This is a genomic window from Gelidibacter sp. (assembly GCF_053579655.1).
This window is the reverse complement of record NZ_JBMDWE010000012.1, coordinates 23819-43445: the sequence shown is the minus strand read 5'-3', so window position 1 is coordinate 43445 and position 19627 is coordinate 23819. Positions and strand designations below refer to the sequence as shown.

Sequence of the window (19627 nt, the reverse complement as noted above, 5' to 3'; positions counted from 1 at the left end):
TGAGTCCCATAAAGCAAATCACTAGAAATTAATAACTTATAAAGTTAATCGAAATGCAGGTGATTATAATACATAAACACGTTAAAATACAGCTAATAACCAATTTTATTTATAAGAACTCCGCCAAAATTGTTACACTGCATTTTAACCGGTATTAATCCCAATTTTCATTAAACAGCTCGTGAAGTGATAAGTTCAACGACCGCCCACCAAGTTTAACTGAAATCCTGACAATCTTAAGTCTACCATTAACGATCTTAGTTTTTTGGACACTTGCTCGTGTTCATCTGCAGCTGAAAAAACTTTAGGATCTCCAATAATTATTAATTTATGCTTTGCTCTTGAAAGCGCTACATTTACCAACCGTTCACCGTTGATTCCCTTGTACAGATTTCCAATATTCTTTTCAGAGTTATCAACGATATCATAAATAATGACATCAAATCCAGAGCCTTGAAAGGAATGAATCGTTCCAACTTTCACCCGATCCAATTGCTCATTCGTAAGTGCCTTACTAAACAATTGCTTCCGCAGATGTATGACTTGCCCATTATAGGGCGTAATTATGCCTATTTCTAAAATTTCGTTTTGCTTCAGAATGCTTTCCACCAGATCAATAACGACCTGTGCCGTTTTAGTATTGACTCGAGATTTGCCTTGTGTAGATTTAACCATGGAGCCATCTTTGGGTTCGATTGGGATAAAACAATAGGGACCCTCTATTTTTCCTTTTTCAATTTTAATCTCATTATACTGTTCAGAATAGAATGATGTCAATTTTCCGTTATAAAATCGGTCGTTGATAAACTCACAAATATTTGGATGCATCCGCCTTTGTTCGGTTAACATGACCATGACCTTGTCTTCAAAACCGTCAACGTCCTTAAAATACTCAAAAACATCTCTATTAAACCAATTATTGACAGCTTCTGTTTTTCCGATACTTATCGGTCCAAGTTGTTTAAAATCGCCGGCCACTAAAAATTTATCTGACGTAAAACTGGACATAGTCAAAGTTTGTATCAGAGGCATCATCCCTACTTCGTCAACCACTACGAGATCAAATTTCTCATTGTCAAAATTACCACCCAAAAAACATTGTGCTGCCGTTGTGAAAACCAAACTCGATGCTGAAATTCGCTTTTGATTGCTCTGCTTAATCTCTTTTTGAAGTAGAACTTGTCTGTTTCTAAGGATTGCTTTTTCTTCAACATCTAATTCGTTACTATTTCTAAGAAGTTTTAAGACGTCTCCATAATCTTTCCTTAGCTGATCCACAATTTCCTTATCGGGATATAAGCGATCATCATTAACAATTTCGGGCAGCACGGGATACCCAAATCGCAAAAGCTTTCTTTCATTTAATAACCGTCGTGAAGCATCACTAAAATTCTCAAAGTCTTTAATGATTTCCTGACCCAAAATATCAACAGAAACATTTGAAATTCCAACAGCAAGCACCCGCATTCCCAAAGCGCACGCTTGGGTTATAATTTTTGATAAGGTATAGGTTTTTCCGGTGCCAGGTGGTCCCCAAATAAATGTGACATTTTGAGAAAACACACGTTCTAAAGCAAGCTTTTGACTGGTATTAAACCCGTTATAATTTAAATCGAGTTGCTGTTGCTCCTTTTTTAAAAATCCATCTTTGTATAAGAGTTGATGGGTCAAACTCAACTCGTCATCTTTAATGTTATTAAACCGCTCCTTAATATGTTTTAAAAAACTGATCGGTTTTGGCTTAAATCGGAATATTGTTTTGATGTGTTCGTCAGATAGCTCCTGGGAAACTCTAAAAATAATGATCGACCTTTGGCGATAATAGGCCAGAAATACGCCTTGCAGATTATTGTTTTCAGAAGCTTCTCGCCACCATAAACTTATCGGAATTCCCTCTTGGCCAGGCGTTGCAATCCCGTCAGGAAGTGATATTTGTGCTTCATATAAAAAGCCATAACCAGGATTCCGGATGGCTTTAGACACTTTAGCAAGAATCCATAATTTAGAATTATCATCTTCTATGGCATTCTCCTCATCCATAAAAGCTTTAATAACTTCCTGATCATCATCGACAGCCAAATCAAACCACGCCGGGAAATCTCTATTGAGCTCGTACCATTTTGGAAGATACAAATACCGCCTTACCCGAGTAAAATAGGAATTGTAATAATCAAGCGCCTGCTCTACGGATTCAATGTCGATGTTTTGGCGAAACAACAAGTTTGTAAGTTGCTTTTCATTGTAAGCATTATTTTTATGGTGTATTTCATGCCACTTTTTAATAATTTCTTTGAAGATGAGTTCCATTGGTACTTTTATTTTATGTCATTGAGAGATTTTGGCAGTTCATCAATGACATCCGTGTTGGTTTTGGTGTGGCGCAACTACATTATAACTCCTCAAACAAATCATTCCAATTCGGAATTACACTTTGGTAAGCGCTCTCTTTTTGAGCTGTTCCCTGATTTTTGCTGCATGATTTGATAAGTCATGTAATTTTTCAAAAGTCTATGTGTGGGTGTAAAAACTTCCATTTCTAAATGATAAACATTTAGAATATTTTGAATCGCTAAATATAAAAATATTTTATAAAGTGTTACGCGATTTCAAATAAAGTCCATCAGCAAATAATCCATTTAAGAAACCACTTTGATTGGCGCTGTTTTTTTTTGGTCATTTAAAGTTGATCACTATCTAAATACTCAGCAATTTATAAAACTACAATTTTGAGTTTGTTTTATAGAAAGCTTACTTAATGAGTTAATAAAGACTAAATACTGAAATCATTGAAAATCATCACATTCAGCGTCATCAGCGTACTATGAAATAAAGAATGAGGATTTAAGAATGATGTATTGGGGATGAGATTGAAGTTTGAGGGATTCGGAAAGTTTTATTATAAGATATATACTCACCAAAATATAGGCAAAAAACCATTAAAAATTAGCGTTACATAAAATTAGCAATGTGGAATTAGCTATTATAAAGGATTCCACATGAAATCAATTCATTCGATTATAAATAGCCTCGAGCTAAAATCCTTGATTATTGTAAAAACTCTTATTTTTGCACCAATGTTATGTATCTATCTTCAAACCATATCGACAGGAAAACAAGGGGAATTTCCGTATCGCTTAACTTTAAAAAGGAGTGAGAATTCAGAATCCGTGAGCTTCAACTTTCGACCTGAAACAGACATTTCTAAAAAAACGTACAAGTTGAACGGTTTGGATCCGGAGGCGATTTTGTCAGCGCCACCGTTCTCAGATATTGCGGATGAGTTGATTGAGATTTTTCAAAACAACACCCTCACTTTTTCCGAACTCAAACAATTTCAATTGCTCCAATCGCAATTCAGATCCATTGGCTATAATTTCAACGTGCGTCCTAAAACACTTTTTTATAAAACTGGAACTGAGCAATCAAATGCCATTGAAATCTACCTGGAAGATCACGGTATGTTTGACGGACATAGCATAGAATATGCAGAAGCTTTCGTAGAACTCATGCACCACTATGCAATTGGCATTGCAGATCCCAGAAAATCCATAACTCCAACATCAGACGCTTCAAAAAACTTTGACCTTTCACAATACCAGATGGCGCCTAGGGTCTATTACTTTTTGAATGCGTTGGATGAAGTGATTTATGTGGGAAAGGCGAAAAACATAAGAAAGCGTTTGCAAAGTCATTTTTCCAAGCAAACGACCGCCAGCGCGATTGATTATAGCAAAGTTGAGCGGATTACTGTGGAATATTCGGGGAATGATATTTTGGCACAGCTCATAGAATCGGCGAATATCAAAGCTTTACAACCGATTTACAATACCCAACAAGTGACGGATCCTGCGCCCTATTTGATTAATCAAGGCAAAACTGCCAATGGCATTCATAAGTTGCAAATCGTGCGCAAGCCTGTAAAAGATGCGATGCCTGAACAATATTTCAACCGTTTATCGGTAAGGCAAGCTTTGGGAATTTTTTGTACCGATTATGATTTATGCAGAAAACATTGTGGTCTGGAAAAAGTAAAAGGACCTTGCAGTAAGGTTACGGTTCAACATAAAGATTGCGTTTGCTCAGGTAAAGAATCAATTGCCAATTATAATAAGCGTTTTGACATTGCTTTGTATCAGTTCAAAAACAGAAAAGATCGCAAGATTTATAAACTTAAAGGTCGGCATAAACATGAAGATGCCTTTATCTATCTGGTCAACGGGATTTATGAAGGTTACGGCTTTATTGATAAAAATGAAACTATTTCGAATGTCAATGATCTTCTTGGCCATTTAACACGTCAGACCAACAATTATGACACCTCACGAATTGTGAGTGGCTTAGATAAAACTATTGCCCTCGATCAAGTCTTGATTTTAGATGGAATTTGAGAAGGGATTATCACACCTTAATTTGAAAACAATAAAAAACCAAGCCTCGAGAATTATTTATCTCAACGCTTGGTTTTTAATCCTAATTTTTCGTTATCTCTTTTTAATCAGAAACAATTTCAAATTTATTCCCAAGACCTGCTTAAACCGGAATCTTTTCAGCCTCTTTTCGGCGTTTCCAATTGCGATGTTGGGCGATCGCTTTGATAAATTTTGAAGGCTCTTTATTCAAGCAAATCGCTTTGTCGTCTTTAAAATCGGTTGCATAGGTCGTTTCTAAGAAATCTACGCCCTCATGATCCGCCGCAATGGCTTTACAGTGTTTTAAGGCTTCATTGACAAACTTCGTGAATTTTGCATTTTGCTGTAATGCTTTAATCGAATCTTCTCCTCCTGGAATATAAACGGCATCATAAAGCACGCTTTCCGTGGTTACAATGGACGCGTCCACTTTCTGCTCGGCGACTTCATTACTTTTTACAGTGCCGCCATGAGGCGCGATCACTTTAATCATTGCTCCTTCTTTTTTCAGAGCGTCGGTCATCTTCTTAAAATCGGTTAGTGAAAATCCGTCTGCCATTAATACAGCAATTTGGCGTGTAGCAATCGAATCAAATTTTGTATTGGCCTGACTTAATGCAGGCGATTCCTCCAAATAAACCTTCTTTTTAGTCGGCTGAAACTTCGCCACATCGGCATCGGCACCAATGGATTGGTTTAGAGGCTGCTCAACAGTTTCGGGCACTTTCAGCCCTAGGCCGTCGGCAACTTTCTTAGCCAGACTAGAATCAATTTGTGCTAACACATACAACATCCGCTCTTGGATATGTTTGAGCGTACATTTTCCTAATTCAAAAATATAAGCATCGGTCACATGCTGTTGTTCCCAATCAGCAAGACTTCTGTAAAACAAAGCAGGTTGAGAAAAGTGATCACTGAAACTTGCACTTCGGGTTCTAACTTTCCGAGCATCGATCCGTTCTTCATAAGATGTAAACGCGCCTTCTGACATTTTTGAAAGGTGCGGACAGCCGCCACTTAAAGTATTCGGAAAATAGGCTGTTTGTCCTTTCGGAATATCCATTTGCATGTGCCCATCCCTTTGATTGTTATGCGTTGGCACCACAGGCCTATTGATCGGAATTTGATGGAAATTAGGTGATCCTAATCTGGAAAGTTGCGTGTCTCGGTATGAAAAGAGGCGTCCTTGTAAAAGTGGATCATTTGAAAAATCAATCCCTGGAACAATATGACCAGGTAGAAATGCCACTTGTTCGGTTTCTGCAAAAAAGTTTTCTGGATTTTTATTCAAGGTCATTTTACCGATAATTTTGACGGGAACCATTTCCTCAGGAATCAACTTGGTAGGATCCAAAAGATCGAAATCGAATTTATGCTCGTCTTCTTGAGCTACGATTTGAATTCCGAATTCCCATTCTGGGAAATGTCCTGCCTCAATAGCATCCCATAAATCCCGACGATGAAAGTCGGAATCGGCACCACTGATTTTAACCGCTTCCTCCCAAGTAACCGAATGGACGCCCAATTTTGGTTTCCAGTGGAATTTCACAAAATGAGATGCGCCATTGGCATTAATCAATCGGAAGGTATGAATCCCAAAACCTTCCATCATTCTAAAACTTCGCGGAATGGCGCGGTCGCTCATGGCCCAAATTTGATTGTGCAGTGTTTCGGTAGCATGCGAAACAAAATCATAAAAGGTATCATGCGCAGACGCTGCCTGCGGAATTTCCCTATTAGGCTCAGGCTTCACGGCATGAACCAAGTCTGGGAACTTCATCGCATCCTGAATGAAAAAAATGGGCATATTATTTCCCACCAAATCCCAAGTGCCTTCTTCGGTATAGAATTTCACGGCAAATCCACGGACGTCTCTTGCCAAATCAGACGAACCTTTAGAGCCAGCCACCGTTGAAAAGCGTACAAATACTGGCGTTTTTCTGGAGGTATCGTTAAAAATTCCCGCTTTACTATATTGCGGTATACTTTCATAGAGTTCAAATACCCCGTGCGCCCCACTTCCTCTGGCATGAACAATTCGTTCTGGAATGCGTTCGTGATCAAAACTGGTTATTTTTTCTCTTAATAAAAAATCTTCGAGCAAGGTTGAACCGCGCTCACCTGATTTTAAGGAGTTATTGGTATCATTCACCTTGAGACCTTGATTAGTGGTCATCGTTGTATCCTTGGTTTCTTTTTCGAAACTTTTTAAATCCGTGATCTTCTTGGATTCAGAGGGTTTTTTTTTCTTCTCGGCCATAGCAATGTGTTTTAGATCTATTAAATATTTTTCAAAAATTTCTGAAAGAAAAAATTAGGAATCTAAATGTCACACTTTGAAAATGAAATCATTAACGCAATAAAAATTATTTCTGTTCTAAATGAATTAAAAAACGGCGACACTCTCTCAAGGTCGCCGTTTTAAAATCACAATAGTAGATGTGGTTTTTGTTTTACTTCGGAATTACCAAAATTGGAATGGTGGGATGAAAAGCTAGTTTCTTAATAACCGGCTCCTTCAGGATGTTTTCTAACATCCCATGCTTGTAATTTACCATGGCTAGCATATCTATCTTCTGATCCTCAATAAATGCTGCAATGGCTTTGGATTTTGTGGAGGTGTCCGGCAACCAATCAAAACTATGCTCATAATCCTCAAGATAATTCTTTAGGATGTTCATATGGATCTCTTGAGTTTCTGATAAATTATTGTTGACTTTTACATGGACAATTCTAATTTTCGAACCGTATAAATCTGACAAATCTTTCAGTGCCTGTAATTCTTTTATTTCATAGTTCCTTTTAAAATCCGTTGGAAAAGCAATTTGATTGGGTTGCACATAAGCAAATCCATCGGGAAGAATTAAAACCGGACAACCTCCAATGTTTCGTATGACTTTTATGGTATTGCTGCCCATAAGATATTCAACGGCGCCAGTCGTGCCTTTAGTTCCCATGACCACCATGTCAATAGCATTTTTCTTCACTGCTTTTTTGACGGCAGTTTTTATCTCTTTTTTACTCTGCAGCGCTATAAATTCGTGTTTAGCATTGGCATTCGCCAGTCCCGTTTGGGCTATCAAAGCATTCATTGTGTTCGTAGCGGCCTTATTCTCATTGTCGTCAACATAGGCTGCGCCAAAGGCCCTGGTCACTGCTTCATCCACATAAGTACTGTGCAACACATAAAATACGCACTGTTGATTGGCATATAATTTTAAAGCATAATGCAGCGCATTAGCTGCGTTGTCTGAAAAGTCCGTTGGTACTAAAATATTTAATTTTTTAGATGTCATGAGTTCTTTGTTTTTATGTTTGGTATGACCAGAAATGGAATGTTTAAATGAAAACCAATCTGACGAATTGTATTTTTAAAAAATAGATTCTCGAAAATCGAGTGTTTATTATTGACCATGGCCAATAGATTAATTTTGTGTTTCACCTGAAATTCATTTATGGCATCAGTGAGTTCCATAGTACCAACGTCATGAAACAAATAGGCTGTGCCCTCAAATAAAGTCGCTAGATGATTTTGGTTTTCAATTTGCGCCATTGTTAATTCATTGCCGCTAGACACATGCAACACATTTATTCTTGAATTATTGGTGGTTGCCAAGGCCTTAAGAACCTCTAAATGTACGTTTTCGAAATTGATTTCTAAGTCCGTTGGGAACAATATTTCGTGAGGTGTGTCATATTCAAAATCAGATGGGACAGCGAGAATAGGACAGGTAATAGTGTTAAAAACCTGCACAGTGTTAGACCCGAACAGCACCTCTTTTGCTCCTGTGTCCGCTTTCGTCCCCATGACAATAAGATCAATTTTAAGCTCTTGAATGAGATCCATGACTCCAGAAACCAAGGTATCAAAGCGCGCTATAGTTTTAAATGTATGGTTTGAATTGGCACCAAATTCATTTGAAATCTGCGCTAACAGTTTACTCAAACTTTCCTTTGCAGCATCTTCTATGGGATCACTCAAACCAAATTGAGCGGGTGCCATAAGCATATAATCTATATTGTAGATAATCGGTGTATAGGCATGAAATAAATGAAAGGTGCACGGTTCATTCTTATATAGTTTTATGGCATATTTTATGGCATTCCAAGAATTATCTGAAAAATCGGTGGGCAAAAGAATGTTTTTCATAAGTTCTAAATTTTAATTCACTTTAAGGAACGTGTAGCATTTTGTAGGACCAACAACGGAATTTTGAGATCGATGCCGATGTGATCTATAGTAGACTCAAGCAGAATTTTTTCCCAAAATGAGTGACGGGTATTGACCATAACCAAAAGTTCTATCTCTTTGTTTTTTATATATTCCTGAATGCTTAAAGCGATATCTTTATTATTTTCGATACAAAAATCAACTTCTGTACTCTTTACGGTATTATTAATAAAAGCTTGGTTTTCTCCTTGCTTAACCGTCAATTTTTTGTTTTTGGAAATATGGAGAACCGTAATAAGACTTCTGTAAGACTCTGCCAAAGTGTTCAACAGCTTTAATTCTCGTTCCTTATACAGTACCCTATAATCTGTAGGAAACAATATATTTTTCAATTCCGTCATCTTATAGTGAGAAGGGATTGCCAAAACCGGACATTTTACAGACTTCAAAACTTGAAAGGTATTGCTTCCAAATTTCAAACGACGTTGATTTGATTTTCCAGTGGTTCCCATGACGATGAGGTCGATGTTTTTTGCTTCAGAAATCAGATTGGCCGCTTCCACTAAAGTTTTATATGATGAAATAACCTGATAGGTGTGTCTTGGATTAGGCGTGCTTTTTTTAATTTCAGCAACCATGTTTTCAAGATTTCTTTCAGATCTATTCCTTACACTATCCACAATCTCATAAAATACGCCTCGCGAAACCATTTCATCATAACTATGAGCTTCATTATAATAAGCGTGCATGAAAAAAAACGCTACGGTTTGATGTTTAAAAAACTCCGTGGCATAGGTTATGGCATTCTTGGAATTCTCAGAAAAATCGGTAGGAAGAAGAATGGATATCATGACGATGTTAATATTAGTGATGATAAAATTATAAATTGTAACACCCAGAAACTATGATAAAAATCAGAATTTATACTATCTGTTTTTAAAATAGTTACAACCATAATAAAAAATCATTTAATTAAGATGACCTAAATTACCAATAAAAATAGTGCTGTTGTACATAATCACACGGAAATATTTTGACTTTTATAGGAAAGAAAAATCCTTATAAAAACATCATTACGATATTACTTGAAGTACTGCACACTACGCTGTGCACCACTATCAAAACATATATTTGAGTGCGCGGCAAAAAACAAATGATCTGTTTTTATTTATAAACAAAACATCCCTAAGAACTATCCATTATTCCATTAAGCTTTAACTTTGCACGGATTAAAATAATAGGAATTAATTTTATGAAGCACAATACCCCTAGCCAACCAAATAGAGGCTGGATTTTAGCGGCAATCATGGTAACCATGGCCTTAGCTGCAATGGATGGTACAATTGTAGCCACCGCAATTCCACAGATTGTAGGCGACTTAGGTGGCTTTTCATTATTCAGTTGGTTATTTTCCATATATCTTCTCATTCAAACCATTACCATTCCCATTTATGGAAAACTAGCCGATATTTATGGTCGTAAACCCATTCTCATTTTTGGCATCATTGTTTTTCTTTTAGGCTCGGCTACGTGTGCCGGTGCTTGGAACATGGTCAGTTTGATAGGATTTAGAGGGCTTCAAGCCATCGGTGCTGGTGCTATTATGGCGACGGTCAACACTATTGCTGCCGATATTTATACGCTGGAAGAACGCGCTAAAATTCAAGGATATCTCTCTAGTGTTTGGGGAGTGTCTGCTATTTTAGGACCAACTATTGGTGGCGCGCTCGCCGATTATGCCTCCTGGCGTTGGATCTTTTTAATCAATATCCCCGTTGCGATTGGTGCGATCATCATGATCAGCATGTTTCTTCAAGAAAATAAACCCATCAAACAAGCCAAAATTGATTGGTTGGGTGCTTTAGCATTACTACTTACTGGCGCTTTTATAATGTTCGGATTGATGCAAGGTGGACAGTCATGGGATTGGATTTCTTATGAAACCCTCATTTTTGCGGTTATTTCGGTGTTCTTGATTTTAGCAACTATGAAGATAGAAGCGCGCGCCGAAAGTCCGATCTTACCAAGATGGGTATGGCGAAAACGCGTCTTGGTCGGCGCTAATCTTGCTACCATTGGCATGGGGTGTTTGACCATGGGCCCAAGTATGTTTTTACCGGTTTTTGCACAATCAGTCATTGGTGTTGGCGCGATAACTGCAGGTTTTATTTTGGCGAGCATGAGCATCACATGGCCACTTTCATCCGCACTTTCCGGTAAATTGTATCTTCGGATTGGATTTAGAAATACCGCTCTTTGTGGCATTTCAATTGTCATCATCGCCATTGTAGCCTTCTTGTTTATTCCTTATCCAGGCTCTGTGGCGACGTTGGTTGCCCTGCAATTATTCATGGGTGCCGGTTTCGGTTTGATCTCTACACCGTTGATGGTCGGCGTCCAATCCACAGTCGATTGGGGACAAAGAGGTGTTGTAACGGGCGCAAGCATGTTTTCAAGATATTTCGGACAAAGTTTGGGCGCGGCAATTTTTGCCGCTGTTTTCAATTCGGTGTTATTGGATAAATTAACGGAGGCACCCGCCAATTTGCAAAATGCTTTACCAAAAGTGAATGAAGTGGTTGAGGTTTTACAATCTTCCCATCACGACCCCACAGTCCAAACCTATTTGCAACACGCTTTTTTTGATTCGACCCACACGGTTTATATCGGATTGGTTACCGTAGGACTTCTCACCCTGATTGTATTGGTACTCACACCAAAACACTTTGCTAAAATCGACAAATTTTGATTTTGAAGATTATATTTTGATAGGTTATTAATTCATAACTTATAATCGACGTGAAATAATATGCCGCTCCTATGGGAGCTCATTTTCTAATCCCATCATTTCCATCTATTAACATACCGCTCCTATGGAGCTCTGAAACTGAAAAAACAAGCAACAATATAATAAATCAAAATAGACTAAAGGTCTATTCCTTTCGTCATATTTATAGCAAAAAATTTATGTCTCTAATTAAAAGGGTGAACAAATTTGTGAAAATCCGTGAAATCAGTGTCAAAAACCACAAATGTATCCTTATTCAAAAGATGCAATTAAAGGGAAATTATATACCGCTCTGAAACCTATAAATCAAACAGACGAAATGTCTTTTACATTGGTGAAATTTTGAGTAAATAATTTAAGCCTGTATTTTCAGACAACGGAATTCGTGAAATTAGTGTCAAAAAAACACAAATGTAACCTTATTCAAAAATTGGATCTGATCTGAAATGACAGGCTTTTTTTTGGAAAAGCCATTATTTCTTTATTAATTGATATGCACATTAAATTCAACAAGCTTATCCTGAATCTTGGAGCAATAAGTTATTTTTTTAAGTTGCCAAATGTTGTTCGTAATGCTCATCTTGAAAAATAAATAATAGCAGCGCATTTCCCTCAAACTTCCTAAGCAACGCAACAAATCCTTACAAAAACAGTTTACTTCATCCTCATAAAGTTTATATTTGTACTTATTAAGTCTAATTATAAATAGCGAATAATGCATAGCCTGTCCTCCATCAGGTTTTTGATGGCCTTCATATTAGTTTCCATAACCACATCCAACGTCTTTTCACAATCCAATGACCAGACCACCGAAACCGTGATTCATCTCTTGGATTATATTGCAAGAGATTATCCTGAAGCTGTTCAAAACGGGGAAATTGTCGATGCCGATGAATACGAGGAGATGCTCGAGTTTTCAGCACAGGCCTACGATCTGACCAAGGAAGGTTCCTTTCTTTCAGAAAAGGACAAAAACGTGCTTGAAGCTTTGGAACAGCTGAAGATTTTTGTTCAAGAAAAAAAATCTGCCACCGAGGTGGGCGAATTATCCCGACGCATAAGAAACAGCCTTATTGAAATCACTGGCATTCAAACGGCTCCTGCACTTTGGCCAGATGCCTCAAAAGGAAAAGCACTCTACGCGATCAACTGTGCTTCATGTCACGGTACAAAAGGCAATGGCGATGGGCCATGGGCAGAAGGTCTTGACCCTGCTCCTAGCGACTTTAACCATTCGGATTTAATGCGCCAGGTGTCGCCTTTTCAGGCGTACAATACTATAAAACTAGGTGTCAACGGTACCAGCATGCGTGCCTTTTCTGAATTGACCGAGGACCAACTTTGGGATTTGGCATTTTACATCAAAGCAATACGGTTTCAAGATGATCAAACGGATACGACTGCCTTAAGAGCGCATTTCGAAAAGATATATCCTGAGGTGAATTTAAAAGATGTGGCAACCTATTCAGATGATGAATTACTGGCTAGACTTTCTGAAAAATCCGGCAAGGCTACCCTGCAATTAAAAGCCTTACGCTTATTGGTACCGACGGGCGAAGAATCCAATAGCAGTTTGAGTATCGCGAAAGAGCATTTGAATGCTGCATTAAAAAATTATACCGACGGTAACAAAACCTTGGCACGCACCAGCGCATTAACCGCCTATTTGGAAGGTATTGAGCCTGTAGAAGCCCGATTAAACGCAAACAATCCAGCCTTTACCCTGAAAATTGAGCAGCAAATGCTCAAAGTCAGGCAAGCAATTGAACAAGATTTAGGCGTAGAAACTCTCAAAGAAGAAACCTATAAAGCATTAACACTCATTGATGATGCCTCCCAAATATTACAAAACCATAAATTAAACTACTGGTTGACTTTTGTGTTAGCAGCTTCCATTATGTTGCGGGAAGGCTTAGAAGCTTTTCTCATATTAGCGGTCGTTTTGGCATTAATACGTACTTCGGGCGTTAAAAAAGCGCTCCCGTGGCTTCACGGTGGTTGGATTACGGCGGTTATTTTGGGAATTGCGGGTTGGTTTCTTTCAGATTACATCATTCAGTTTGGCGCTAAAAACCGAGAAATCATGGAAGGCTTAATTGCCTTGTTTGCCGTAGTGATCTTGGTTTACGTGGGCTTTTGGCTTCACAACCATTCCCATGCCAAAAAATGGAAAGAATTCATCGAAAACAAAATTGGACGCTATCTTCAGAAAGATAAAATGTTCGGCTTGGCGGCGTTTTCCTTTATGGTGGTCTTCCGCGAGGCATTTGAAGTCATCCTCTTCCTTCAGGCCATCAATCTAGAATCTGAACCAGAGAATAAGTCAGCTATAGCTTTGGGCGTTTTGGCGGCAGTGGCTTGTATTGCAGCGATGGTTTATCTATTTCAAAAATATTCTAAACGCATTCCTGTACGGCAATTGTTTCAATACTCCTCATGGATTGTGGTGTTCTTAGCGATCATTCTTATGGGCAAAGGTTTCCATTCGCTCCAGGAAAGTGGTTGGATTTCGGTAACCGGTATCCCTTCACTATTCCGCATTGATTGGTTAGGCTTTTATCCTACCTTGGAAACAATCCTAGCACAAGCTGGCTTGTTGATCGCTATTTTTATCACTTACAAAATTACCAATCAACGCATTGAAAAGACTATGCTGAACAAATCCTGAACTAAATATCTATAGAATTCATAGGACGTCGTATCGTGAAATTTAAATCTTATTATACTCAAAAAGGCTAAAAAAGGAGGTACCTTTGCACCCCAAATTGGTCATCAAAATGGAACACGTGGTTCGAAATTCTCCCACGTTAAAAAACTAAGAAACACTTATGCCTTCCAAAAAAATACAGCGGCTTGCCTTATTATTGGCCGTATTTCATATTGTTATTGTTGCCTCAAGCAACTATTTAGTCCAATTCCCTATTACCGTATTTGGCTTTAAGGCCACTTGGGGGGCGTTCACATTTCCGTTCATCTTTTTGGCTACCGATTTAACGGTACGTCTTTTTGGTGCACGATTAGGACGACGGATTATTTTTTATGCGATGTTTCCGGCCTTGGTGGTTTCCTATTTAATTACGGTCGGCTTTCGTCACGGCACATGGTTGGGCTTTGAATCGTTCTTACACTTTGATCTTTTTGTGGCTCGTATTGCCATTGCCAGTTTCTCGGCTTATGTGGTCGGGCAGATTTTAGATGTGTATGTGTTTAATAAACTCAGACAGCACAAGCAGTGGTGGCACGCACCAACGGCTTCGGCAATTTTTGGAAATTTCATGGACACTTTTGTGTTTTTTATCATTGCATTCTATAAAAGCTCAGACGCTTACCTCTCCGAAAATCTGTTTGAAATCGCCACGGTCGATTATATTTTTAAAATGGTCATCAACGCGCTGTTTTTCCTTCCCCTTTATAAAGTCATTTTAGACCAAGTGATGAAAAGATTGCAGAAAAAAGAAGCAAGAAGCTTCGACAGGCTCAGCTAGCACCACTTCGCTTTTAGAATTAAGAAGCACCTAGACTTTAAATTGTAAAACGTTTCCTAATAAGCGATAGTTATTATTGATGTGTTGATGAAAACCGAAAAATTCATAAGTGTTCATAACTGATAAAATGCGCTTCAATTTGAATACAAATCGAATAAAATCACGTATTTTAAGTTTTCTAAATAGGAAGTTATTTTACTGATAAAATTCCAACGATATGTATCCAATAAATAAAATAGAGGCCTTTATAAAATCCGCTCCTATTCTTCAAGAAATCATAGCGGCAAAACCTGTTTCTTGGTTAAATCCGGAATTAGAATCCATGCAAACTGCACCTAAATTTTCCATATCTATGGAAGATATGAGAGCTGCCGAACAATTATGGACACGGTTTGCTCCCTTTTTTGTGAAAGCTTTTCCGGAAACTGAAAAAAGTCATGGCGTGCTAGAGTCGCCTCTTCGAGAAATTTCAAAGATGAAATCGCTTTTAAATGAGCATAACGGCGCTATTGAGGGCCGATTATTCCTGAAATGTGATAATGAACTTCCTATTTCTGGTTCTATTAAAGCCCGCGGTGGTTTTTTTGAAATCATGAAATATGCGGAAGAATTAGCGCTTGAAGCAGGACTATTGAAAATGGAAGATGATTATAGTATTTTGACCTCCCCTAAATTCAATGAGTTTTTTAGTCAATATAAAATTGGTGTGGGCTCCACTGGTAATCTCGGACTAAGTATAGGCATCATCAGTGCAAAATTAGGTTTTCAAGTCACTGTTTACGTATCGGCTGATGCTAAACAATGGAAAAAAGACTTATTGCGTGAAAAGGGCGCCATTATCATCGAGTTTGCTGGCGATTTTAGCGAAGCCATTCTCGCCGGACGACAACAAACCAAAGCCGATCCGAAGGCACACTTTGTGGATGATGAAGATTCTCAAGATTTATTTTTAGGCTATACGGTTGGCGCACTCCGGATTGCTGAACAGTTAAAAGAACAATATATTCAGGTCGATGCGGAACATCCGCTATTCGTATATTCACCTTGTGGTGTTGGTGGTTCTCCAGGCGGTACCGCTTTTGGTCTCAAACAAATTTATGGGGATCATGTGCACTGTTTCTTTGTAGAGCCCACACATTGTCCTGCTGTATTAATAGGTTTGGTTACCGGCGAAATGAGCCATATCAGTGTACAAGATATCGGACTTGATAATAAAACAGAAGCCGACGGTTTAGCTGTGGGGCGGGCATCGCATTTTGCTACAGAAATCAGCAAACATTTGATCAGTGGAATTTTCACTATTGAAGATGAGCAACTTTTTAAACTTTTAGCCCAATTAAAAGATTCCGAGAATATCTTTCTAGAACCTTCAGCAACGGCAGGATTTATCGGGCCTCAACGGACACAAAAAACCGAATATGCAAAAATGCATCATCTCAACATGAAAAACGCGACACATATCGTTTGGGCGACGGGAGGTATGTTAGTTCCAGGGTATGAAAGGAAAACGTTTTATGAAAGAGGACGCAAACAACTGAGGTAAAACGTGTTTCCTAAAACCACAGGTCCATAATTTAACTACCCGAAACACCGCTTCGGGTAGTTCTATAGATTATATATGATCGCTTTCTTATAACGGTGCTACCAAATTTTCAAACCATGCCTTGACTTCGCCATCCAAATAGGGAGCAAGTTTTTCTTGAACTATCTTGTGGTAGGCATTAATCCAATCAATTTCTTCTTGAGAAAGTAAGTCTTTCACAATGATACTTTTAAAGAACGGACACAAGGTCAAGGTTTCAAATTCGTAAAAGGTATTCCATTCAGTTTTCTTCCAAGTTTTGATCAGAATCAAATTCTCATGACGGATGCCGTATTGACCTTCTACATAATAGCCAGGTTCATTGGACAGCACCATTCCTGCTTGCAAGTCCACTGGATTAAGTTCTTTGCGAATACTTTGTGGTCCTTCATGCACATTTAAAAAACTGCCCACGCCATGCCCAGTGCCATGATTAAAATCTTTCCCCTCTTTCCATAAGGGCATTCGGGCCAAAGCGTCGAGTTGAACACCTTTGGTGCCTCTAGGAAATTTCGCCAGGGACAAATGAATCAAACCTTGAAGCACTATGGTAGCATCTTTCTTAAATTCATCAGAAACTTCACCTAGCGGAAAGGTTCGGGTAATATCAGTGGTGCCTTCTAAATATTGACCACCCGAATCTACCAAAATACTGCCGTGATCTACTATCTTTTTACTTCCTTCAGAAGCCGCAGAATAATGCATAATCGCACCATTGTCTTTATAGCCGACAATGCTGCCAAAACTATTGCCTATAAAATTCTTTCCTTCTGCACGAAACTCGAGTAGTTTTTTACCGATGCTATATTCGTCCATTTCTTCTTTGCCCACCGTATGTGTCAACCAATGAAGAAACTTAACCATCGCAACGCCATCGCGAACCATCACCGTTCTGAATCCTTCCTGCTCGGTTTCGTTTTTAACGGCCTTCATCAAATTTCCAGGCACTGGCTTTTCAATGATTGTATTGTTATTTTTAACCGTTTCAAAAATAGATTGGTTACTGTTGGGCGCAATCAGAATGGATTGGTTTTTCAGCATTCCAAGATGATCGAAAAAATTATGGTAGGGTTTTGTGAACACTCCTAATTTTTTCATGAGAAGTTCGGTGTCGTCATCTAATTTAAATAAATCAACAAAAAGAAAACACTCCTCCATCGTCATCAAGATATAGCCTAAAAACACAGGATTGCAATTGACATCACTTCCACGTAGATTTAGGGTCCAAGCCACATCATCCAAACTGGAAATCACGTGTGCTGTAGCGCCTTCTTCCTTCATTTTCTCTCGGATAGCGGCAATTTTATCGGTTACCGATTGTCCAGCAAGTTCTATTGGGTGCACAAAAACAGCATTTTTACTCGGTGCAGGTCGCTTCGTCCATACATTTTTCAGTAAAGGCAAATCTTTCAGAAAACGTTTATGCTTGGTCAATTTATCCTCTAAAGCCACCCAATTGGCATGTGACGTAGCGATACCATTTACAGCGATCGTTGCACCTTCGGAAGTTTCAGAAATAATCCAATCGATATAATTGGGGGTTCCTTCTATCCCATCCTTAAACAAATCGATACCTGAACCTTTAAGCTCTAGGGGCGCTTGGGTAAAGTAACGTCCGTCTGTCCAAAGTCCAGCTTTATCAGAGGTAATCACGACGAATCCAGCTGAGCCTGTAAATCCTGAAAGCCAAGTGCGTTCTTGCCATTCGGCGGGAAGGTATTCGCTCATGTGTGGATCGGCGGAATAAACGATAAAGGCATCAATGTTATTTTTCTTCATCTCCTCTCTAAGAGAAGCTACTTTTTCTTGGGCTGTCATAAATAGTGTTTTTTTTGAGCTCTAAAGTTACAGAAAGTCTGCTTTATAGAAGAAGATAAAAGAGGATTTATTAGGGATGAGGAATTAGGAGTTAGGTTTGAGGAACGATGGAACATAAAATAGTTAGCATCAATTATCTGTGGAAATTTGCGGGAATCTTATTGAGAGAATTGTTCTACAAGCTATAACTTAAAGTTGCACAAAGGCCACACAAAGATCCACAAAGGGAGTTTTGAATAAATCAGGATTTCATAAAATTCCTGACTCTCCGTGAAACTATTAAGTGTTTATATACAATCGCTTATAATAATCTGTGTTTACCAGTAAAATCCGTGTGAAAAAAAACAGCGAAATTCAGCAGAAATCAGCGTTCCATAAATGATTATTGCACAGGGTTACATAAAAGTAGACACAGAGTTCCACAGAGAGCATTGTAATGAAAATGAAAGTGAAATTGCCTGCCCATCCGAAGCATTTGCGGAGGCCGGAATTTGAAATTGAAATCGAAATTGAAAGTGAAATTGAAATTGAAACCTGTTCTATTCGATTTTCTGTAAGATATAAAACATCAGTCCTCCCATGAAATAACAAACCACATCCCAAATATCGCCAGTATATCGATACGATTGCTGTGGAAGAAAGTATTCAAAAACAATCGAAAAAAGCGCGACCAGACTTAAGACTGTAAACTTATCTAAGCGAATAGTATGGTCTTTTTTAATCCACCAAACGCCATGTAAGGCCACAATTGCCACCATCGGAATCACTAAAAAATCATTGAGATGATGGAAAATCCAATTGGGATTTGAAACAGAACATAATTTCAGACTTTGCACAACTAAAAACACCGCCAAGGACAAGAATCCATATACATGTAGCAGTTTTAAAGGAAGTCGAGGTTTCATATAAATAACATCGCAATTAACCACGCAATAGCGATGCCGATCGTCATTACGATCATCCAAACCGAATAGAATGCATAATAAACACCGCGTACCAGCCAAAATCGATTGGCTTTCATCCGTTCGGAAAAAGACTTTTTGTTCAAAGCAGAGATTTCCAAAAGTTGCTTAAGTTCAGCTTCTTTTACTTTAGTATCAGAAATCAACCTTGCTTCTCGAGCCTCTAAAACAAGAGCTTCACCTCCAACATTATCATGATTTATCTGCTGTGACATATTAAACATAATTCAACAAGCGAAAATAAGGCTTATTTATAATGACAAAGAACGAAACTGGGGTTTTGCAATTTTTTAACAAGTGATAAAAAAAAGAATTAAGACCGCTTCGCTAAAAGAATCAAGAACCAAGACTTAAAACGGAAAGGGTTGAAGATATATTTACTAAATAAGAGCTCTCAAGGCGGTGTAAAAGT

13 protein-coding genes and 1 riboswitch are annotated in these 19627 nt (G+C 38.4%); of the genes, 5 read left to right on the top strand and 8 right to left on the bottom strand.

Translation table 11 applies throughout. The features are described 5' to 3' along the window. Positions 1-195 precede the first annotated feature (195 nt). Positions 196-2307: a DEAD/DEAH box helicase gene (locus tag ACOH2D_RS07975; protein WP_449534906.1), complete on the bottom strand. Its 2112-nt coding sequence runs from the start codon at positions 2305-2307 to the stop codon at positions 196-198. A gap of 689 nt (positions 2308-2996) precedes the next feature. On the opposite strand from ACOH2D_RS07975, the gene ACOH2D_RS07970 reads away from it, so the two are divergent. Next, the gene (locus ACOH2D_RS07970) at positions 2997-4388 is read left to right on the top strand and encodes a GIY-YIG nuclease family protein (RefSeq protein WP_449534905.1); all 1392 of its coding nucleotides are present in this window, start codon (positions 2997-2999) and stop codon (positions 4386-4388) included. A gap of 142 nt (positions 4389-4530) precedes the next feature. Here the strand turns inward: ACOH2D_RS07970 and ACOH2D_RS07965 are convergent, their stop codons facing one another. The 4 genes from ACOH2D_RS07965 to ACOH2D_RS07950 all read right to left on the bottom strand — a co-directional run bounded on the left by ACOH2D_RS07965 (position 4531) and on the right by ACOH2D_RS07950 (position 9431). Next, entirely contained in the window at positions 4531-6669 is a 2139-nt protein-coding gene (locus tag ACOH2D_RS07965; protein ID WP_348035623.1) for a catalase, read from the bottom strand. A gap of 193 nt (positions 6670-6862) precedes the next feature. Further along, positions 6863-7705 carry a universal stress protein gene (locus ACOH2D_RS07960; protein ID WP_348035621.1) on the bottom strand — a complete coding sequence of 281 codons (843 nt, stop codon included), beginning with the start codon at positions 7703-7705 and terminating at the stop codon, positions 6863-6865. Then, positions 7702-8559 carry a universal stress protein gene (locus ACOH2D_RS07955; RefSeq protein ID WP_449534904.1) on the bottom strand — a complete coding sequence of 286 codons (858 nt, stop codon included), beginning with the start codon at positions 8557-8559 and terminating at the stop codon, positions 7702-7704. Before ACOH2D_RS07955 ends, ACOH2D_RS07960 begins: the two co-directional genes overlap by 4 nt. Positions 8560-8576: 17 nt before the next feature. Continuing rightward, positions 8577-9431, bottom strand: coding sequence for a universal stress protein (locus ACOH2D_RS07950; protein WP_348035617.1), 855 nt, complete (start codon positions 9429-9431; stop codon positions 8577-8579). A gap of 401 nt (positions 9432-9832) precedes the next feature. On the opposite strand from ACOH2D_RS07950, the gene ACOH2D_RS07945 reads away from it, so the two are divergent. The 4 genes from ACOH2D_RS07945 to dsdA all read left to right on the top strand — a co-directional run bounded on the left by ACOH2D_RS07945 (position 9833) and on the right by dsdA (position 16396). Further along, positions 9833-11329, top strand: coding sequence for an MDR family MFS transporter (locus tag ACOH2D_RS07945; protein WP_348035615.1), 1497 nt, complete (start codon positions 9833-9835; stop codon positions 11327-11329). Between the two features lie 754 nt (positions 11330-12083). Next, entirely contained in the window at positions 12084-14036 is a 1953-nt protein-coding gene (locus ACOH2D_RS07940) for an FTR1 family protein (protein ID WP_449534903.1), read from the top strand. A gap of 112 nt (positions 14037-14148) precedes the next feature. Then, positions 14149-14193: riboswitch (PreQ1 riboswitch) on the top strand. 3 nt (positions 14194-14196) lie between these two features. Then, positions 14197-14853 carry a 7-cyano-7-deazaguanine/7-aminomethyl-7-deazaguanine transporter gene (locus ACOH2D_RS07935; protein WP_348035611.1) on the top strand — a complete coding sequence of 219 codons (657 nt, stop codon included), beginning with the start codon at positions 14197-14199 and terminating at the stop codon, positions 14851-14853. A gap of 217 nt (positions 14854-15070) precedes the next feature. Then, positions 15071-16396 (top strand): D-serine ammonia-lyase, encoded by a 1326-nt coding sequence (gene dsdA, locus ACOH2D_RS07930; protein ID WP_348035609.1) that lies wholly within the window; start codon positions 15071-15073, stop codon positions 16394-16396. 87 nt (positions 16397-16483) lie between these two features. Here the strand turns inward: dsdA and ACOH2D_RS07925 are convergent, their stop codons facing one another. The 3 genes from ACOH2D_RS07925 to ACOH2D_RS07915 all read right to left on the bottom strand — a co-directional run bounded on the left by ACOH2D_RS07925 (position 16484) and on the right by ACOH2D_RS07915 (position 19430). Continuing rightward, complete coding sequence (locus tag ACOH2D_RS07925; protein ID WP_449534902.1) at positions 16484-18253, bottom strand: aminopeptidase P family protein; 1770 nt, start codon at positions 18251-18253, stop codon at positions 16484-16486. Positions 18254-18792: 539 nt separating this feature from the next. Beyond that, positions 18793-19158 carry a hypothetical protein gene (locus ACOH2D_RS07920; protein WP_348035605.1) on the bottom strand — a complete coding sequence of 122 codons (366 nt, stop codon included), beginning with the start codon at positions 19156-19158 and terminating at the stop codon, positions 18793-18795. After that, positions 19155-19430 carry a hypothetical protein gene (locus ACOH2D_RS07915; protein WP_348035603.1) on the bottom strand — a complete coding sequence of 92 codons (276 nt, stop codon included), beginning with the start codon at positions 19428-19430 and terminating at the stop codon, positions 19155-19157. The genes ACOH2D_RS07920 and ACOH2D_RS07915 overlap by 4 nt, the downstream gene beginning before the upstream one ends. Between the last annotated feature and the right edge of the window lie 197 nt (positions 19431-19627).

Coding starts and splice junctions, on each gene's coding strand:
- ACOH2D_RS07975 (WP_449534906.1), bottom strand. CDS start 2,307: ATGGAACTCATCTTCAAAGAAATTATTAAAAAGTGGCATGAAATACAC.
- ACOH2D_RS07970 (WP_449534905.1), top strand. CDS start 2,997: ATGAAATCAATTCATTCGATTATAAATAGCCTCGAGCTAAAATCCTTG.
- ACOH2D_RS07965 (WP_348035623.1), bottom strand. CDS start 6,669: ATGGCCGAGAAGAAAAAAAAACCCTCTGAATCCAAGAAGATCACGGAT.
- ACOH2D_RS07960 (WP_348035621.1), bottom strand. CDS start 7,705: ATGACATCTAAAAAATTAAATATTTTAGTACCAACGGACTTTTCAGAC.
- ACOH2D_RS07955 (WP_449534904.1), bottom strand. CDS start 8,559: ATGAAAAACATTCTTTTGCCCACCGATTTTTCAGATAATTCTTGGAAT.
- ACOH2D_RS07950 (WP_348035617.1), bottom strand. CDS start 9,431: ATGATATCCATTCTTCTTCCTACCGATTTTTCTGAGAATTCCAAGAAT.
- ACOH2D_RS07945 (WP_348035615.1), top strand. CDS start 9,833: ATGAAGCACAATACCCCTAGCCAACCAAATAGAGGCTGGATTTTAGCG.
- ACOH2D_RS07940 (WP_449534903.1), top strand. CDS start 12,084: ATGCATAGCCTGTCCTCCATCAGGTTTTTGATGGCCTTCATATTAGTT.
- ACOH2D_RS07935 (WP_348035611.1), top strand. CDS start 14,197: ATGCCTTCCAAAAAAATACAGCGGCTTGCCTTATTATTGGCCGTATTT.
- dsdA (WP_348035609.1), top strand. CDS start 15,071: ATGTATCCAATAAATAAAATAGAGGCCTTTATAAAATCCGCTCCTATT.
- ACOH2D_RS07925 (WP_449534902.1), bottom strand. CDS start 18,253: ATGACAGCCCAAGAAAAAGTAGCTTCTCTTAGAGAGGAGATGAAGAAA.
- ACOH2D_RS07920 (WP_348035605.1), bottom strand. CDS start 19,158: ATGAAACCTCGACTTCCTTTAAAACTGCTACATGTATATGGATTCTTG.
- ACOH2D_RS07915 (WP_348035603.1), bottom strand. CDS start 19,430: ATGTCACAGCAGATAAATCATGATAATGTTGGAGGTGAAGCTCTTGTT.